20 protein-coding genes and 1 pseudogene are annotated in these 16,254 nt (G+C 32.1%); 6 read left to right on the top strand and 15 right to left on the bottom strand.

Features of this window, described 5'->3' with window-relative positions:
* Positions 1-139: 139 nt before the first annotated feature.
* Positions 140-559, bottom strand: a complete 420-nt coding sequence (locus tag AC4BC3_RS12925) for a hypothetical protein (RefSeq protein WP_490467365.1) — start codon at positions 557-559, stop codon at positions 140-142.
* Between the two features lie 332 nt (positions 560-891).
* Positions 892-1,122, bottom strand: a complete 231-nt coding sequence (locus AC4BC3_RS12920; RefSeq protein ID WP_490467364.1) for a hypothetical protein — start codon at positions 1,120-1,122, stop codon at positions 892-894.
* A gap of 639 nt (positions 1,123-1,761) precedes the next feature.
* Here AC4BC3_RS12920 and pepG1 (AC4BC3_RS12915) point away from each other — a divergent pair.
* The 4 genes from pepG1 (AC4BC3_RS12915) to AC4BC3_RS12900 all read left to right on the top strand — a co-directional run bounded on the left by pepG1 (AC4BC3_RS12915) (position 1,762) and on the right by AC4BC3_RS12900 (position 3,164).
* Complete coding sequence (gene pepG1, locus AC4BC3_RS12915) at positions 1,762-1,905, top strand: type I toxin-antitoxin system toxin PepG1 (RefSeq protein ID WP_490467363.1); 144 nt, start codon at positions 1,762-1,764, stop codon at positions 1,903-1,905.
* Positions 1,906-2,162: 257 nt separating this feature from the next.
* Positions 2,163-2,306 (top strand): type I toxin-antitoxin system toxin PepG1, encoded by a 144-nt coding sequence (gene pepG1 / locus AC4BC3_RS12910; RefSeq protein ID WP_490467363.1) that lies wholly within the window; start codon positions 2,163-2,165, stop codon positions 2,304-2,306.
* A gap of 300 nt (positions 2,307-2,606) precedes the next feature.
* Positions 2,607-2,738 carry a hypothetical protein gene (locus AC4BC3_RS12905; RefSeq protein WP_490467362.1) on the top strand — a complete coding sequence of 44 codons (132 nt, stop codon included), beginning with the start codon at positions 2,607-2,609 and terminating at the stop codon, positions 2,736-2,738.
* 294 nt (positions 2,739-3,032) lie between these two features.
* On the top strand, positions 3,033-3,164 hold the full coding sequence (locus AC4BC3_RS12900) for a hypothetical protein (RefSeq protein WP_490467361.1): 132 nt from the start codon (positions 3,033-3,035) through the stop codon (positions 3,162-3,164).
* A 216-nt stretch (positions 3,165-3,380) separates the two neighbouring features.
* Here AC4BC3_RS12900 and AC4BC3_RS12895 read toward each other — a convergent pair whose 3' ends face one another.
* The 8 genes and pseudogenes from AC4BC3_RS12895 to AC4BC3_RS12860 all read right to left on the bottom strand — a co-directional run bounded on the left by AC4BC3_RS12895 (position 3,381) and on the right by AC4BC3_RS12860 (position 9,378).
* Positions 3,381-3,686, bottom strand: a complete 306-nt coding sequence (locus AC4BC3_RS12895) for a hypothetical protein (RefSeq protein ID WP_490467360.1) — start codon at positions 3,684-3,686, stop codon at positions 3,381-3,383.
* Between the two features lie 767 nt (positions 3,687-4,453).
* Entirely contained in the window at positions 4,454-4,693 is a 240-nt protein-coding gene (locus tag AC4BC3_RS12890; protein WP_490467359.1) for a hypothetical protein, read from the bottom strand.
* 147 nt (positions 4,694-4,840) lie between these two features.
* Positions 4,841-5,989: an IS200/IS605 family element RNA-guided endonuclease TnpB gene (tnpB, locus tag AC4BC3_RS12885; RefSeq protein WP_490467358.1), complete on the bottom strand. Its 1,149-nt coding sequence runs from the start codon at positions 5,987-5,989 to the stop codon at positions 4,841-4,843.
* 16 nt (positions 5,990-6,005) lie between these two features.
* Positions 6,006-6,410 (bottom strand): IS200/IS605 family transposase, encoded by a 405-nt coding sequence (gene tnpA / locus AC4BC3_RS12880; protein ID WP_490467357.1) that lies wholly within the window; start codon positions 6,408-6,410, stop codon positions 6,006-6,008.
* Positions 6,411-6,540: 130 nt separating this feature from the next.
* Positions 6,541-6,810: pseudogene (locus AC4BC3_RS12875) on the bottom strand (type VI secretion protein); the annotation flags it as partial.
* 112 nt (positions 6,811-6,922) lie between these two features.
* A complete protein-coding gene (locus AC4BC3_RS12870) occupies positions 6,923-7,984 on the bottom strand; it encodes a YncE family protein (protein WP_490467356.1) in 1,062 nt (353 codons plus the stop codon).
* An 80-nt stretch (positions 7,985-8,064) separates the two neighbouring features.
* Positions 8,065-8,700, bottom strand: a complete 636-nt coding sequence (locus AC4BC3_RS12865; RefSeq protein WP_490467355.1) for a hypothetical protein — start codon at positions 8,698-8,700, stop codon at positions 8,065-8,067.
* Positions 8,701-8,970: 270 nt separating this feature from the next.
* Positions 8,971-9,378: a hypothetical protein gene (locus AC4BC3_RS12860; protein WP_490467354.1), complete on the bottom strand. Its 408-nt coding sequence runs from the start codon at positions 9,376-9,378 to the stop codon at positions 8,971-8,973.
* A gap of 448 nt (positions 9,379-9,826) precedes the next feature.
* On the opposite strand from AC4BC3_RS12860, the gene AC4BC3_RS12855 reads away from it, so the two are divergent.
* On the top strand, positions 9,827-10,183 hold the full coding sequence (locus AC4BC3_RS12855; RefSeq protein ID WP_490467353.1) for a potassium channel family protein: 357 nt from the start codon (positions 9,827-9,829) through the stop codon (positions 10,181-10,183).
* A gap of 348 nt (positions 10,184-10,531) precedes the next feature.
* Positions 10,532-10,909, top strand: a complete 378-nt coding sequence (locus tag AC4BC3_RS12850; RefSeq protein ID WP_490467352.1) for a MarR family winged helix-turn-helix transcriptional regulator — start codon at positions 10,532-10,534, stop codon at positions 10,907-10,909.
* A 315-nt stretch (positions 10,910-11,224) separates the two neighbouring features.
* Here the strand turns inward: AC4BC3_RS12850 and AC4BC3_RS12845 are convergent, their stop codons facing one another.
* The 5 genes from AC4BC3_RS12845 to AC4BC3_RS12825 all read right to left on the bottom strand — a co-directional run bounded on the left by AC4BC3_RS12845 (position 11,225) and on the right by AC4BC3_RS12825 (position 16,238).
* Positions 11,225-11,998 carry a carbonic anhydrase gene (locus tag AC4BC3_RS12845; protein ID WP_490467351.1) on the bottom strand — a complete coding sequence of 258 codons (774 nt, stop codon included), beginning with the start codon at positions 11,996-11,998 and terminating at the stop codon, positions 11,225-11,227.
* A 585-nt stretch (positions 11,999-12,583) separates the two neighbouring features.
* Positions 12,584-13,414, bottom strand: coding sequence for a hypothetical protein (locus tag AC4BC3_RS12840; RefSeq protein ID WP_490467350.1), 831 nt, complete (start codon positions 13,412-13,414; stop codon positions 12,584-12,586).
* Between the two features lie 21 nt (positions 13,415-13,435).
* Positions 13,436-14,353: an ABC transporter ATP-binding protein gene (locus tag AC4BC3_RS12835; RefSeq protein WP_490467349.1), complete on the bottom strand. Its 918-nt coding sequence runs from the start codon at positions 14,351-14,353 to the stop codon at positions 13,436-13,438.
* A 20-nt stretch (positions 14,354-14,373) separates the two neighbouring features.
* Positions 14,374-15,183 carry an ABC transporter permease gene (locus tag AC4BC3_RS12830; RefSeq protein WP_490467348.1) on the bottom strand — a complete coding sequence of 270 codons (810 nt, stop codon included), beginning with the start codon at positions 15,181-15,183 and terminating at the stop codon, positions 14,374-14,376.
* Positions 15,180-16,238: a hypothetical protein gene (locus AC4BC3_RS12825; protein ID WP_490467347.1), complete on the bottom strand. Its 1,059-nt coding sequence runs from the start codon at positions 16,236-16,238 to the stop codon at positions 15,180-15,182. Before AC4BC3_RS12825 ends, AC4BC3_RS12830 begins: the two co-directional genes overlap by 4 nt.
* Positions 16,239-16,254 lie beyond the last annotated feature (16 nt).

Below are 16,254 nucleotides of genomic sequence, written 5' to 3'. Positions count from 1 at the left end.
TTATTTGATTTAGCGACATATACATTAAGTCCGAAATCACCATCAAAAATATCTTTGTCTGATGAGACTTGTCATTGCAAAAATTAATATTAAAAATAATACGATTGGAATTATCATCATTTAGGACTTCCTTCTCTAATCAAATTGATTTATCCAAACGTTCAACTAGTTTCACAAAATCTAAATGATGGTTTCGATTTCCTACAACTCTACTTGAAATTTTAAAACTAACACTATTTCCTTCCAAATCTTTCATTGTAATAGTATATAGAAGTAAATTTTTCTTAATGCTTAAACTAGCAAGGTCCTTTTTAGAAATAATAGTAACTGCTTCTTTTAATTTTCCCAGCTGATTAACAGGTAAAATCTTTACATCATTTGTGCTAACGGCTAACCATACACCTTCAACAATATAATTACGTAAATCAAGTTCATTCGTTCTAATATATAACGGCTGACTAGTTTTTAGCGTAGCATATATGATAAGCTCATCCTCATTATATATATCTAATTGCTTTAATACTGAAATGATTTCATCGTGTTGTACGATTATTCCCATTTTACTACCTCTCTTACTACTTATTTATTACCATAGCTACTAAATAGATAACAGTCATTACGAAAAACAAATGTTTATTTCTTATATTTGAAGACAGGCCGATTATTTTCTTTCCATCAGGAGTTTGAAGAGTTGGTAAAAGCAAAAATGGCGTAACCGTCTCTACTAAAATGCGTCCAAGATATTGACTTAAATCCAAATATTCATATAGTTTAAACTCAATATATTCTCAAAATCACTATTCATACTCTCTTCTAATCTTTGTGGGTGTACCCAGTTAGATGACTCATCATAACTAATAAAATAATCAAGTGCCGACAAAAATTCATAACTTAGTTCCTTAACTGAATTTTTGTAGCAAGCTCATACCATAGTTTTATTCGATCTTTTCTATTATAACACTTTTCCATTCTTCTATTTTTTCTTGGTTTTCCTGAGTAAAAATATCCGATTTCTTCTTGTAGCCACTGCGCAATTGAATAGCTCGAGGTCACTTTTAAAGGTAGAAAATTTTCAAATGTTTTTCGTTCTTGCTTGATTTTTACGATTTTAACTGTCTTCATTGTCTTTCTTCACTTTCTTTTTAATTTTTTTGATTTTCAAACATACATTTTTTTAACGTTTTTCTGAAGGCAGAAGAACTTAATGTGTTAAAAATTTCAATTTTTAACACATTAGATTTCACTCCTTTAGTTGATTGTCTTAGTTCCATTTCTTCCCAACTGTTATCTTCGGCGTGCTTATGATTTACACCTGGGGCGTATAGAAAAAAAGGGAGTGCTGTAGGAAAAAAATTTTGAGTGGGCTTCTCAAAAATTTTTCCTCCCCTTTTTTTATGAATGTGGAAGGTGTATAAGCACTCTCGCCAATTCGATAGCAGCGTTCTCCGCTCGTTTGACCCAAACAATCAATAGGATTGAAACAATGAACCAGCGCTCTGACATTTTTTTAAATCTAAAAAATATTCTGGTACAGAATATTTCCACTTGCGGAAATCATTGTGTGCAATGAGGTTCCGCTTCTCTTATCTTTTGAACTTTTTAAGGAGTAACTACTTTGAAAAATAGACAACAAAAAAATCAGTTCAATTCCTTTTTAACAAGGTTTTGAACTGATTCATTCACGTTTATTTATATGCTATAATATGATCGACAGTAAAGTTTAATGACGGTGGCTATCCAATCGAAAGTGAGGTGGTGCGTATGATCGTACTTCCGAAATCTTATGAAAGGAGACGCCTTTTGTCCGCATATGAGACAATTCAAACTATTCTTGGCTTTGGTATGTTTACCATTGCTTTGATTGGTTTGGTTGTATCCATGCTTAAACACGACAAAAAGAAATAGCCGTCACTTTAGCGAGGACCGACTATCTCTTTTGTGATTAGTTAGTATCGTCACCGTTCTTTAAACGGTGCTGTCTAAGGGGAGTTGTTTGCGCAACTCCTCTTTTCATTTTTATTATAGCACGCTTTATAAAAGAAAACTAGATTCATGTTTTAGCCTCTAATGGAAAAATGGATCTCGTTTATTCATATGTTATAATGTGACCGACAGTAAAGTTTAATGATGGTGGCTATCCAATCGAAAGTGAGGTGGTGCGTATGATCGTACTTCCGAAATCTTATGAAAGGAGACGCCTTTTGTCCGCATATGAGACAATTCAAACTATTCTTGGCTTTGGTATGTTTACCATTGCTTTGATTGGTTTGGTTGTATCCATGCTTAAACACGACAAAAAGAAATAGCCGTCACTTTAGCGAGCAGACTAGCTATTTCTTCTTGAAATATTTAGATTAAATCGTCACCGTCTTTAACGGTGCTGTCTAAGGGGAGTTGTTTGCGCAACTCCTCTTTTCATTTTTATTATAGCACGCTTTATAAAAGAAAACTAGATTCATGTTTTAGCTTCTAATCGAAAAATGGATCTCATTTATTCATATGTTATAATGTGACCGACAGTAAAGTTTAATGACGGTGGCTATCCAATCGAAAGTGAGGTGGTGCGTATGATCGTACTTCCGAAATCTTATGAAAGGAGACGCCTTTTGCAGCTTGCAGAAATCACTGCTTTGATTGTAGTAATTACTACTTGTGGTAAAGCTCTTTTTGAGTTTTTAACCGCAATAGTAAAACTCATTCAAGCATTGACTGAAGCAAAAAAAAGCAAAAAGAAATAACCGTCACTTTAGCAGGAGCCGGTTATCTCTTTTAGATAATTAAAATTCTGTCACCGTCTTTAACGGTGCTGTCTAAGGGGAGTTGCTAGCGCAACTCCTCTTTTCATTTTTATTATAGCACGCTTTATAAAAGAAAACTAGATTCATGTTTTAGCTTCTAATCGAAAAATGGATCTCATTTATTCATATGTTATAATGTGACCGACAGTAAAGTTTAATGACGGTGGCTATCCAATCGAAAGTGAGGTGGTGCGTATGATCGTACTTCCGAAATCTTATGAAAGGAGACGCCTTTTGCAGCTTGCAGAAATCACTGCTTTGATTGTAGTAATTGCTACTTGTGGTAAAGCTCTTTTTGAGTTTTTAACCGCAATAGTAAAACTCATTCAAGCATTGACTGAAGCGAAAAAACGCCAAAAAAAGTAATCGTCAAACTTTAGCCGGAGCGACGATTACTTTCATGTAATATAAACTCTGTCACCGTCTTTAACGGTGCTGTCTAAGAGGAGTTGTTTGCGCAACTTCTCTTTTCGTTTTTATTATAGCACGCTTTATAAAAGAAAACTAGATTCATGTTTTAAGTTACCAATTGATATGTGAATCATCCAAAATCAATTCCTCCAATCGTTCTCGAAATTCATTTTATGAGAAAATATGAAAATGAGAAAAAACATCTTCTGCATTGACTGCTCGATCCTCAATTTCTTTTTTGTATCTTTCCAGTTCTTCTAAAATAATAGTTGAAGACGAGACATAAATTAAATGGGCATCTTTATGTTTGTTCAAATGATTAATGTATTTTACAAACACACCTTCCTTGTATCGACGTTTCGTTTTAATCGTCAACTCAATTTCAAAATACCAGTTAATACTTTTTCCTGTCTGCGATTCAAAACGTAAGAGAAAATCAGAAACAAAAAATACACGCTTGTTTTTACTTGGCTGCATGTCCTTTACTTCGTAAACTTGTCAGCGCTCACTTTGAATGTAACGTAAATGTTTTTGTTCTCCAACAACTTTTAAAGTTTCAAGCAAAGCCTCATTAATCAATGGTACCAGTTGTATTTTGGAACTTTCACTAAGGGATAGTATCCTTGAATTGATTGATAGCCAATTCGTTCCAAATAGTACACCTTCGTTTTTTTATCGTTGTCAGAAAGAAAACAATCAATTCATCTTTTTTTAAAGATACCAAGTGATTTCGGCATTCCCAAGTTTTGGTGGGACGTTGACGGTAGGGCTGTTGCTTTTTTTTTTGACCATTTACGCTGAGGTGGGTTCTACCCCACGTTGAGCGTAAATGGTCAAAAAAACTGTTCTTAGAAAGGTCTTATGCCCCAACGGTTTAGCCCGCCTTTTCATTTTTTGTCATTGTCTAGATCATGGAAGACTCATTGCCAAAATAAGGTGTTTATTTTTGAGTGCTTCTATGTTCCTTCAGCTATTTCACACTGGGTTCCTAACGTATACTTTACGTATTGGTTCATGACTATTTTGCCCTTTTCGATAGAAATAAAACTCACCTGTTCGTAAACTTTTTAGGTCGTTCGGGTGGATATTGAACTTGTCGACCATACGTTTTGTTCCACTTTCACCTGACCACGAAATCCTGTTCAAATTGTTAAAACCATCCGCTTGTTCAATCATTTCAGTGAGTTCTAAGTCACGATAAGTACCGAAAATTTCCGCCCAATAACTCGCTTCGTCCTTCTCATTTACCTATCCGACATATATGTGTTGACGTTCTCAACTAGTTGTTTCATGAGTGATTCATCAATCTTCGCAATATCTGTCATAGTTTGTGGACTGAAGATAGCGTGAACGCCTGCCCCACGTGCCTTGTTTGAAATCGCTATAAAGGACTCGTCCAGATAGCTTGCTGGTTCATCAAATAGTGTGAAAATTTCCTTCTTTTTTTCGACTCTTTTATAGATTTCTGCTGGTGAACTACTCACCACTTAGCTAAACCTAACGGTTCTTAACGCTTGAAGTGGGAGCTTCTTAGGAATAGAGCGTACTTGCAAGCATATTTCTTTACTCGCAGCGGTTTCTCTTCTTTACCAAGCTATCCCCGTAGTTCCTACGGTTTTTGATGATTGGATTTAAGCTAATCCCATGGAATGTAATCTTAGACCTTCGGTCAGAATATTGATACTAGCATTGATATCTCGGTCATGATGAGCATGACAAATAGGACAAGACCATTCTCGAATTTTGAGATTTTTCTTGCCATCATTATGTCCACACTCTGAACAGATTTGGCTTGATGGAAACCATTTATCAACTTTGATTATTTCACGTCCATACCAGTCAGCTTTGTATTGTAGCTTAGTCACAAAGCTAGACCACGACACATCAGAAATGCTTTTAGCCAGTTTATGATTGCGCAACATGCCTTTTGCGTTTAAGTCTTCAATACAGATAATATCGTGATTTTTGATAATCTCTGTACTTAACTTGTTTAGAAAGTCATTGCGTTGATTCATTACTTTTTCATGTAGTCGTGCAACTTTTCGTTTTTGTTTTTGGTAGTTTTTGGCTTCAAAGAGATTGATACCCTTCTTTTTGGCTAACAGTGCACGTCTTGATAACTTACGTTGTTCACGTTTTAGTTTCTGTGCCATTTTTGAAGTGAACTTATTATTATCAATCTTTTGACCATCAGAAAAAATGGCAAAATCAGTGATTCCAAGGTCAATTCCAATGGCAGAATTAGTTTCAGGAAACTCGACAACTTCTTCTTTGCACAGCAAAGAAATATGGTATTTCCCACTTGAATGACGAGATATTGTGGCAGATCTGATCATCCCTTTAGGTTGTCTATGGAGTTTAATCTTGACTAAAGACTTCAACTTAGGAATTTTAATGAATTTATTATCAATCAAAACGACTGTTCCATTTTGATTATTAGTAGTATAGCTTTGAACAGGATTTTTTTTGCTTTTGAAACGGGGAAATCCGACGGATTTATCACGAAAGAAGTTCTTATATGCCTTATCTAGATTGAGTTGGGCATTCGCTAAAGCAAGACTATCCACTTCTTTCAAGAATGGAAATTTCTTTTTATATTTTGCGGGTGTTGGAAAATTCATTTTTTTAGAAGAATCAGCTTTTACTTCTTCATAAGCTTTCATTCGGTCATCAAGCATTAGATTATAGACCTTACGGACACAACCAAAAGATTTAGCAAAGAATATTTCTTGTTCCTCTGTTGGATAAATTCTAAATTTGTATACTTTTAGTCGCTCCATAAGATTCACCTACTCTCTATTTGTGGTTATTACCTTGATTCTGAATATACTTTTTGATGACATCAATTGGCGCTCCACCAGTCGTCAACAGGCAGAAGCTTTTAGACCAAAACATTTCTTTCCAAAGAGATTGTTTTACTCTTGGATAATCACGCTTTATCAACCGTGAACTAGCACTTTTATAAGCGTTGATAAACTTTGTCAGTTCTGTTTTGGGTTGTGCTTTGAACATAATATGAACGTAGTCTTTGTCGTGATTCCACTCAACTAGAGTGATGTGATATGACTCTGCGATTCGTTCGAAAGTTCTTTTAGCAAATTCAGATATTTCATCATCAACCACTTGTCTACGGTATTTAGTTACCAGTACAAGATGATAATGGAGGAGAAACACTGAATGATTATTAGTATCTAGTTCCATTGTTATATCAGCTCATTTCTTATACAGACTGATTATAGTATAGAACAAAATAAAAAGGCAATCAGCCTTGTATGTCGGTTTTCATCACCCACCTATAGAGGATGGGCGACTTCTGCCTGAATTAAGTTAAATGTTTCAAGTCTCCAATGATAAAATGTGCCAATTGTTTGATAAATTCTTCATAGATTAACCTGTTCAATGATAAGTAAACTAACTGATTCTTACAATAAATTTCTTTGAAATCCAGTTCCAGTTCACAATGTTTTGTATCGAATAACTGCCCCACTTCACTATCAATCAACATGTTTATATTGGTCTGAAGTGACTCTGAAGTCGCATACAAATAGAACGGACTTTCCTTATATTCGTACCGAATGAATAACTGATTGAATAGCTTGCGATGGGTTTCTGATAACTCGTCAAACTGTTTATCGAATACAATGAGAACTATCTTAAAAGTTTCTTTTGTAACACACTCTTTTAAAGGAGCTACGATTCATCAGCGTCCCTTACTAATTTAATACCTTTTGTTCATCTAGTTGTAGTACTCTGTCCACTTTAATTATTTTGTTGTTTTTTCTAAAACGCTTGGTACCTGACTCGAAAATAGCATATAAACTATTTTCTTTAGAATAAATCTGCTCTAAATAAGGTGGTGCCTCAATCTCCTTAACTAAATCTTCTTTCAAAGAGAATGAATTCTTTTCATCATTATAAATCAATATTTTCGATTTCTCTGATCCATATGACTGAGAAAATAAAATATAGTTCTCATAGAATGTGACTCCTTGAATTTCTTTATTAATGTTATACGTCTGATCTGGTTTATCCTCAATTACGATTTTTCTATCAGATGTTTGCTTGACCGTTCCCTGTTCATTCAAAGTATATCTATTCAGTTTTCCATGTCTCTTATCAGAAAAGTCACCTATATAAAGAGCATGATTCTTATAGCCAATAAAAGATGCTTTATTTAAGTCAGTCAAATCAATTGTCTGGTTGTATTCAATAGGCTCATAGTTCTCACTGAATCGATATTTTTTTAAATCGGATAAAGAAATGGATGAAATCCTTGCTGTGGAAGTATTCCTTTTATCATTACAAACCCAAATATTTTGATTGACCGGATCATAGATAATACCTCCCACATGTGGATTACCATCCAAGACCACGGTCTTTATATACGAATGTGTCTTATTATCTAAAACATAGATCACTGAATTGTAATCCGTTTTGTGACTATAAGCGCTAATTAGCACATAGTCTTCTGCAACTGTTATCCCTTGCGGATCCATCTCGTCACTAATTTCTTGTTTTCCTGTTCGATTCGCTTTTAAAGTTTCTGTTTTTAAGAGACCAGGGATAACGTATGTACCGCTATCTTGCTTATCATTAGAAAAAGCTAAATCGTAAAACATAGGCATCTTCTCTAATTCCTTCTTTTGTTCATCTAAAGAATAAAGCGTGGGCTTCACGTTTGTTTGGTTTTTTCCGTTATCAGCTTCTCGATTTGAACAACCAGCTAAGCTAAGAATGAAAACACAAGCAAGGGCTAGTTTAACGTACCATTTCATAGAAGTTCCTCCTCAATTAAAAAAAGCATTTACTATCTAATGAATTGATTATTAGATAGTAAATGCCTAAAAGATTATTCCTATGGTTCTAGTGGAAGATCCACGTTGAATGTGTGGGTTTCATCATCATCTGCTTTAAAGCCGATTTCTAAAGACTTTATTTCTTCCAATTTTTGTTCTTCTTTAATTTTGAAATGTAGATACCCATCTTTATGTTTGTCATGGGTCAAAACTTCGTCATCCCAATCATCCTCAAATACAAGCGCTTCAACTTTTTCTCCATCATTTAAAATCAAATAAGCTTTATCAGGTTTGATGTGTTTGTCCTTTGAGTCTTCATTATACATTTTATATTTTATAGAGAGCAATGTACTGAACTTATCATCATTTTTATCTTTGTATTTATCGACATTAACAATTTTAATGTGATCAATCACAAATTTTGTATCATCCCAATCAGAATTTTCATAATCTGTTTGATAAGAAACTTCACTCTTTATCTTAGGATCAATTCCATTCGTTACGATATCCTTGAAATACCCATCATCTTTCAATGTTACTTCGTCTACCGCAACTTTTGTGGATGAACTACTCACAACTGTTTCTTTTCCAGACTCATCCACGATTTTTCCTGATTCTTCAGTTTTTGAACACGCACCTAGTGTTACCAATGTGATTGCTGCAAAACACATTCCGATTATTCTTTTTGATCTCATACTGTTTTCCTCCTCAATATTAATATTGTCAGATATACTCTGACTAGATATTCTTCAAACCAACTGATGGGTTTAAATTAGTAGATAGATGAATTGTTGCCAAATGTTCTTTGTCTTGTGACAATGGGTATAACAAAGTGAACCACGAAAGTCCAAAAGTTAGGGGAAGACTCTGTCACAATTCGCCAATTTTTTTGAAGATAAGGTCACTGACCACATTTTACTAAGAAGAACTTACATAAAATTATTTACAGCCTCAATCAAACTTTTTTATAAGTCAAAAAATCGACTTGCGTCGTGTAAAATATTTTTTATATCACGAATAGCTGTTTTTTGAGCGATGAACCGTTTAGCTTTGTTGGCATTACCAGTTAATGTATAAAGCTGTTTTTCAAGATCCTTTAATTTTTTATTGATTTTTTTTAAGGTCTTTACTTCACTTGAAGCCCAGTCATCAATAGCTTGTTCTTCATGAACTTCCTCTTTATCCTCTAGATTACCAAGCTTAGCTTCATTTTCTAAAATATAAGAAATGTTTGCTAATGCAGCTTGTTGTTCTGAGTAAATTAAATCAATATCATCACTTGTATTGATAATATCCAAGTCAGTATCAATATTAGTAATACTATCATTGATTTTTGATAATACTTTGCTTTCTTTTTTTTGAATGTTTACCATAATATAACCTTCTTTCAAAAATAATTATATAAATAAACAAAAAGCTTACAAATAAAAAAACGGACTAATTATGTGTAATAAAATAACGCTACAAAAAAGTTAGAGATTCTTACATATTTAAAGATTTCTGATAAGTAGAAGACAGCTAATAAATTAGGAATTGAATTTGTTTATCTACACAAATTATAGATCGATGAAAACTTTTAGTAAAAAAAATATTATTAATTGATGCGCAAGTAAGGCTTAAAAATTTAATCAGTATTAATAAAAAAACAGAAGAATTATTTATGTGACTATGTGATTGTATTGTACAAGTCCTTTTGTATAGATAACTATGACTTGTTTATCTGGTATATTATATTTTAATAACTATATTAAATATAAAGCAGGTTCAAGGAGTGGAAACACGTTTCTTATGACAGACTGCTAAGAAATGGAGCTAGTTATCATGAATATGTATAAATCAATAAATATGTTATTAAGGAAATTCGTTTTAATCTTAAAAAATGAAGATATGCGCAGTATCTTGTTTTTAATGATAATTACATTATTTGTGGGGACTATGGGGTTTTTCTTAATAGAGGATATTAGTATATTTAATTCCTTTTATTTAAGTTTTATTACCTTAACGACAATAGGCTTTGGAGATATACATCCAGTAACTATCTTAGGTAAAACATTTTTGATTATCTACGGAACTTTTGGAATGGGAGTGATGAGTATTTTTATTTCATCACTAGTAAAGTATTATATTCATTCACATGAGTCACATAAACGACATCAAAGTGATAAACATCAAGCATAATAATCAACTTTATTCTGTGGCTAATCAGACAAAGAAAATTCTGTAAAAATCAGAAAGAATCAGTATCTTATAATTTTTGAAGATACTGATTCTTTAATTACTACAGAGAACTTCAAAACAATAATCTTCCTGCAAGTTGGTGTGATAGCTATTCCCACGATGGAGGTGCCTCTTTAGCAATATGTTAATAAGGTTCGAGGCAGGGTCAATGGTTGAGAATCATAAAATAGGTTCAGGAAACTACTCTCAAGCAATCCATAGAACATATAAACCTGATTTATTATTTTCACCACTAGATTGGAGTGCACTTATGAAAGCAGATAAAAACTTAGTTCCTTTGAATGAACATTGTTTTTCGCTTTATACCTTTATACCACTTCTCGTGCCATTCAGAGACTTTATCGTCCAATGCTAGAGAAACATGGACTGACCTATCCTCAATATTTGATCTTAGTCATCCTTCACGATGAAAACACCCTTTCAGTAAAAATGATTGGTGAGAAGTTAGATTTATCAAGCAATACTCTGACACCTCTATTAAAGCGAATGGAACAACACGGATTAGTAAAACGAATTCGCAGTAAAGAAGATGAGCGTGTATTGCTGATTACTATTACCAAACTAGGAAAAACGACTCGAGAAGAAGCATATGATCTTCCGAATATTTTATTAGACCGTTCAACCCTTTCTTTTTTCCGAATGGAACGAACTAAACCGCTTACTTGATCGTTTATTTGAAGATACAAAAAATTGATTAGTTAATTAAAACATAAATATTTAATTTTATAGTCCAGTAGGATATTTCCTATTGGACTATAACTCATTGGTATTTTAGCAGGCATCTTGTCAAAATTGCCTGCATAATAATAGATGGGTGTATTGCCAATATCTATTTTTTTATTAGATAAAATATAATGTTCATAATTTCAGTTCTTAACAGCTCCTATCTTCATCGTTTAATTTTCATCAAAATTATTGATACTAATTAAGGGGCTAGCACTTATAGAATCAGATTGAAAGAAGTTTTTATCACTAATTTATTTATTCGTTATGCTCAATTATTGCTCTACCATTCAACGGTTGAATATCCCTATTATTATGAGAGTATAGTTTTTTAAAAGATTCAATTTGCTCTGGTGATACTTCAATGTTGTTTTTCATAACATACCATTCAACATTTTCAGTTAATGGGGGTGTTGTTAAAGAACCTAAATAATGATAGTAACTTTTATTAGTAGGAATCATATCATTTAAATTCTTAATAGGTTCTGGTTTCTCCTTGTTCACATCATCCAACACTTCTTGAAATCCTTTGTTTTCTGTTCCTTCTGTAAAAAAGACGCCTATTACTGCGATTCGTCCATCTTGAGACATATTAACAAAATGAGCTTCGATGGGATAATGTTCACCATCTACAGTATGCTCACTTTCCGCATGAAAATGGAATTGACTTAATTCAAAATTTCTTCCGTTAATGATAGCTTGTCCTCCTCCAGTAACCTGGATGCTGTGGCCATTATTTTCAACACTCGTGATATCCTTACTATAATCTAATGTAATTGTTCCATTATCTGGCGTCATTTTTTCAGTCTTATCCCCTAGAATGTCAATTGGAGATTGCATTTTTCCAGAAGTAAATTCCCAATCTGCTTGATCATCATAGTCAACATGGCCTGATTTTTCTGCATGTTTTGATGCCTCTGTGGTTGCCCATTCTTTTTCTGACGAATTAATTGTAGTATTACTTGAAGAACATCCAACAAATAATACAACGGTGCAGTTCAAAAGTAACATAACGAGCACTTTTCTTTTCATTTTTCATCCTTCTTAATATTAGTTTTCTCCAATATACATGAAATTAAAGTATTTAAGTGTCATATTTAGTTATTTATAATACCTATTTTTACCCACTTGAATATAAAGTACAGCATCATGTCAAATAGTTAAAAAAATTTACCAATAAATATTTGTAACTTGTTTTCCGGTCAATCGATAGTTCATGAGCTATTTCAATACCATTTTTATACCTCTCAATATTTCTTAAATAATCAAGTATTTCTATTTTTTTTCACATCATTATCAATAAAACAATTTATATCCATCTCAACCTCCTAAACATTTAAAATAATAGTGTAAACTATGAAATAACAGTGTACCATGATGAAATTGTCTAGATAAATTTCATCATGGTACACTGTTATTTTAAATGTTCATTATTTTTATAAGATATGAAAAGCTATAGAACTTATTGTTGTTAGTTAGTAACACAGGAGCTAACCTTTCGGTGGTGCACATCATAATTTTTTTTGGGTTTTCTTACAGCTAGCAATTAATCCACCTAATTTTAAAATTAGTCTAATGGGAAAATCTATTATTGCTGTAAAAGTGTTACAACTAAGTTTACTGCATACCTATAGCTTTATAAGTCGCAATATGGACATTATCTGATACAGAAGTAAACTCATCTTCGTTCCAAAGAATATCTTGATCTAATCTTTGAATTAGTGAAGTAACTAACTTTGTATGATTTTTAATCAACGGATTGTGTGGCTCAGGTGTAGGCATTATTAATAATTGACTATGTATGTCTAATACTTCGTTAAGTTTTCGATGGAAATTAACGAGTTCTTTAAAACCATAGTCACGAACCCCTGTAAAAAAGTAAAAACTTGTTTTTTTAGTAGCATACTTCATGTTTTTAAATATAATATCATTGTTAAAAATATTTTTTACTTGTTCTTCAAATAATTTATCATTGTTGAAAAAAAGATCTTTACCGCTATCACCAAAGCCATCAGTAGATATTCTTAAATCTGGTACCATTGCAAATACTTTATCAATAAACTTATTATGTAAAGCCATTAGAATAGATCCAGCACCGCCTTTAGAGCTACCCACCAAATAAACTTTTTGATAATTATTTTCCACTATAAGTTGTTCTATTTTTTGACTTAATTCTTCATAAATAAATTTACCATGATCAAAAATATACCAACCATAGAGCTTTGAGTAATAATCTTTTAAATACAAATAATCTCTTTTATCATTCCTTTGTGATAATTTCATAAAATGATAATAATTATGAAGATTTTTGACAGATTCTTCATCTATCTGTCCATTAACAATGCTTTTCGCGTACATTTCGTTTGTTTTAGAGAAAACTCCTTGTAATACAATAACTAATGTATCTGAATTATTCTTTATGTGTTTTCCCTCTATCATAACTTCCAAATTCTAACATCCCTTCTCAGATTAAAGAATACCAATTAGCTTAAATCCAGTAATAATTACAATAAAAAATAAAATTGTTACTGATATAATTGGAAACTTAAAAGAGTCATGTTTAATTTTTGTTCTTAACTTTCTTTCTTGCCCTGCCATCATTTTTTTTTGATATATTTTTTTTTCAGACCGACTCAGTTTATTAAAGTGATGGATAAACTTACTATATTCTAAACAAACGGTCTCACATTCTCCAAATTGTCGTAACTTGCCATAGTGAATCCAGGCAACAACATCAGCAATATCTCTCATTTGACTAGTCGCATGACTGACAAAAATAATAGTTTTTTTCTGACTTTTAAATTTTTCAATTTCGTCTAAGCATTTTCTATAAAAGGTTTGGTCGCCTACAGATAGCGCCTCATCAATAATTAAAATATCTGGATCTGTTTGTACAGCAATGCCAAAACCTAATTTTGCTCTCATCCCACTTGAATAATGCTTTAAAGGTTTATCAATAAAATCATATAATTCTGTAAATTCTATGATTTTATTGATTCTACGGTTAATCTCTTTATTACTGAACCCCATCAATAACATTTTCAGTCTAATATTTTCACGGCCTGTTAAATTTGGTTTAAGACCTGAACTGATCGCCAATAAAGAAGTAGTCCCTTTAAAATTAAATTCTCCGTATGTCGGTTTTAAGTGCTTAGCCAAAATATTCGCCAAAGTTGTCTTTCCTGAACCATTTAATCCAACTAACCCAACACATTGACCGGGCTTAAATGTGAATGTGATTTCATCCAAAGCTTCAAAATATTGATATCTTTTTCTATTTTTTTTATTATTCTTCTTACTATCCTTCTTTACATAATATAATTTAGTAATATTACGTACATTAATCTTTTCATTAGAATCTGATAAGAAAGTTTTTTCTTTAGCCAATAATTTCTCCTACTTTCTTGCTACATGTATTCTACAAAATCATTCTTATACTTTTCAGTAATATATATTCCTACAAGCAAAATTAAAGCGACGCTAGAAAAGAAATAAGCCATTTTGGGAATATTATGAAAAAACCATCCTCTTGAAAGAAGTGCATCTCTAAATCCTTCTATAATATAAACAAAAGGATTCAAAAGTAATAATTTAGCTAGTCTAGAATCAGTATTACTACTCACATTGATAACTGTGCCAGAAATAAAAAATAATAACCTCATACTTGAACTAATCAAAGGTTGTAAATCTCTAAACATAACGGTTATTGCAGAAGTAACTACAGAAATTGCAAGTAACGAAATTATCATGCAGAAAAAATAATAAATTAACTGTATCCATTCCAAAGTTGGATAAAATCCCTGGATTATGAAATAGAAAAGAAATAATCCCATCATGGTAAAAAAACTATTTAATCCTTTAAGAATAGAAATTGTAGGAAGGATTTCTACTGGAAATTTTGTTTTTGAAATTAAATTTAAGTTTTGATATATAGACCCTGACCCTACAACAATACTAGAACTGATGTAAAACCAAGGTATCATGCCTATCAACATCCAATCAATATATGGTATTTGAGAATTAATCATCGTTTGCCCTTTTAGTCGAACGCCAAAGACAAAATAATAAATCAAAATTTGAATTGTAGGACTTAGAAATTCCCAAAAAAATCCGAATGAATAACTTTGACTAATCGATTTTTTGTCAAAATGAGTTATTCTCAAAATGCGAGGTATGTTGAGAATTTGTAATTTCAACCATGAAAACAAAAGTTTCATTTATTATTCTCCTTATCTTGAATAATTTCATGAATTTTGTTTTGTAAAAAAGGAGTAAAATAAAGTCCTGTTTGACTATGATCATCATAAAGTTTCAAGTCCAAACTGTAATCAACTTCCTTCTTTTCAAATAAATTTAACAATGGTTTGAGGTGTTGCTCATAATGAAAGTCTCCTTCACCAACATGAAAATGCAGGTTTGGAAATTGATCTGTCATAATCACTTGATTTAAGATCAAATTGTTCCAAAAAGCTTGCCCAAATTTTCTATCTTTTCCCAATAATTTATAATATCTTTTACGCATAGATTTAGAGTTAGCGCGTTGTTGCAAATATTTGGAAATATAAATCTGTGGAGCCCCAATAATGGCATGGCCAAAATAATATTTTATACTAAAATAAAGTGCAGCTGAGCCACCTTTACTTGAACCCGTAGCAATTATATTATCTACAGGTATTTTCAATCTATTTGCAACACTCATTATTAAAGCAAACACGCTACGTTCAAATTCCTTCGATCCTCCAAAACCTACATAATAACAAAATTGTTCTTCATAAGAATCCAAGATAAATAATTTGTTTGTATCTATTGTTTCCAAAGTTCGAATATGATTATATACTGGCGGTCCACCTTGAAATTCTGTCGAATATAATCCTGAAAAAGAAATTACTAAATAAGGAGAATTATTTTTGGATTCTTGTAAAACAAATTTAACAGGGTGATCATTAAAATAGACTCTTTCTGAGTTAAAATTAGAAGGAATTGTTTTTTTTTCTTCTACACTGATCCACAGAAGATTCGATTGTTGATTTAATATGATCTTTTCTTTATATTTAACAAATAGTCGAATCTGATAGGAACCACTAAATAATGGAACTTCTACAATCTCTTGATACCTCGAAGATGATGTTTGATACCATATCCGTTTTATAACCTTTCCGTCTTGATACAAGTAGTATGCATATTCATATTCCGATGGTTGTAATGTATCTACTTCAAAAGCCAGTTTTAACTTTTCTTCTGTAAAAACCAGCTCATCTAACATTATTTTCATAATTACTAGTACTAAT

The organism is Enterococcus sp. AAFC-DPL-6103 (assembly GCF_058216595.1).
This window is presented reverse-complemented; position numbering and strand designations above follow the sequence as displayed.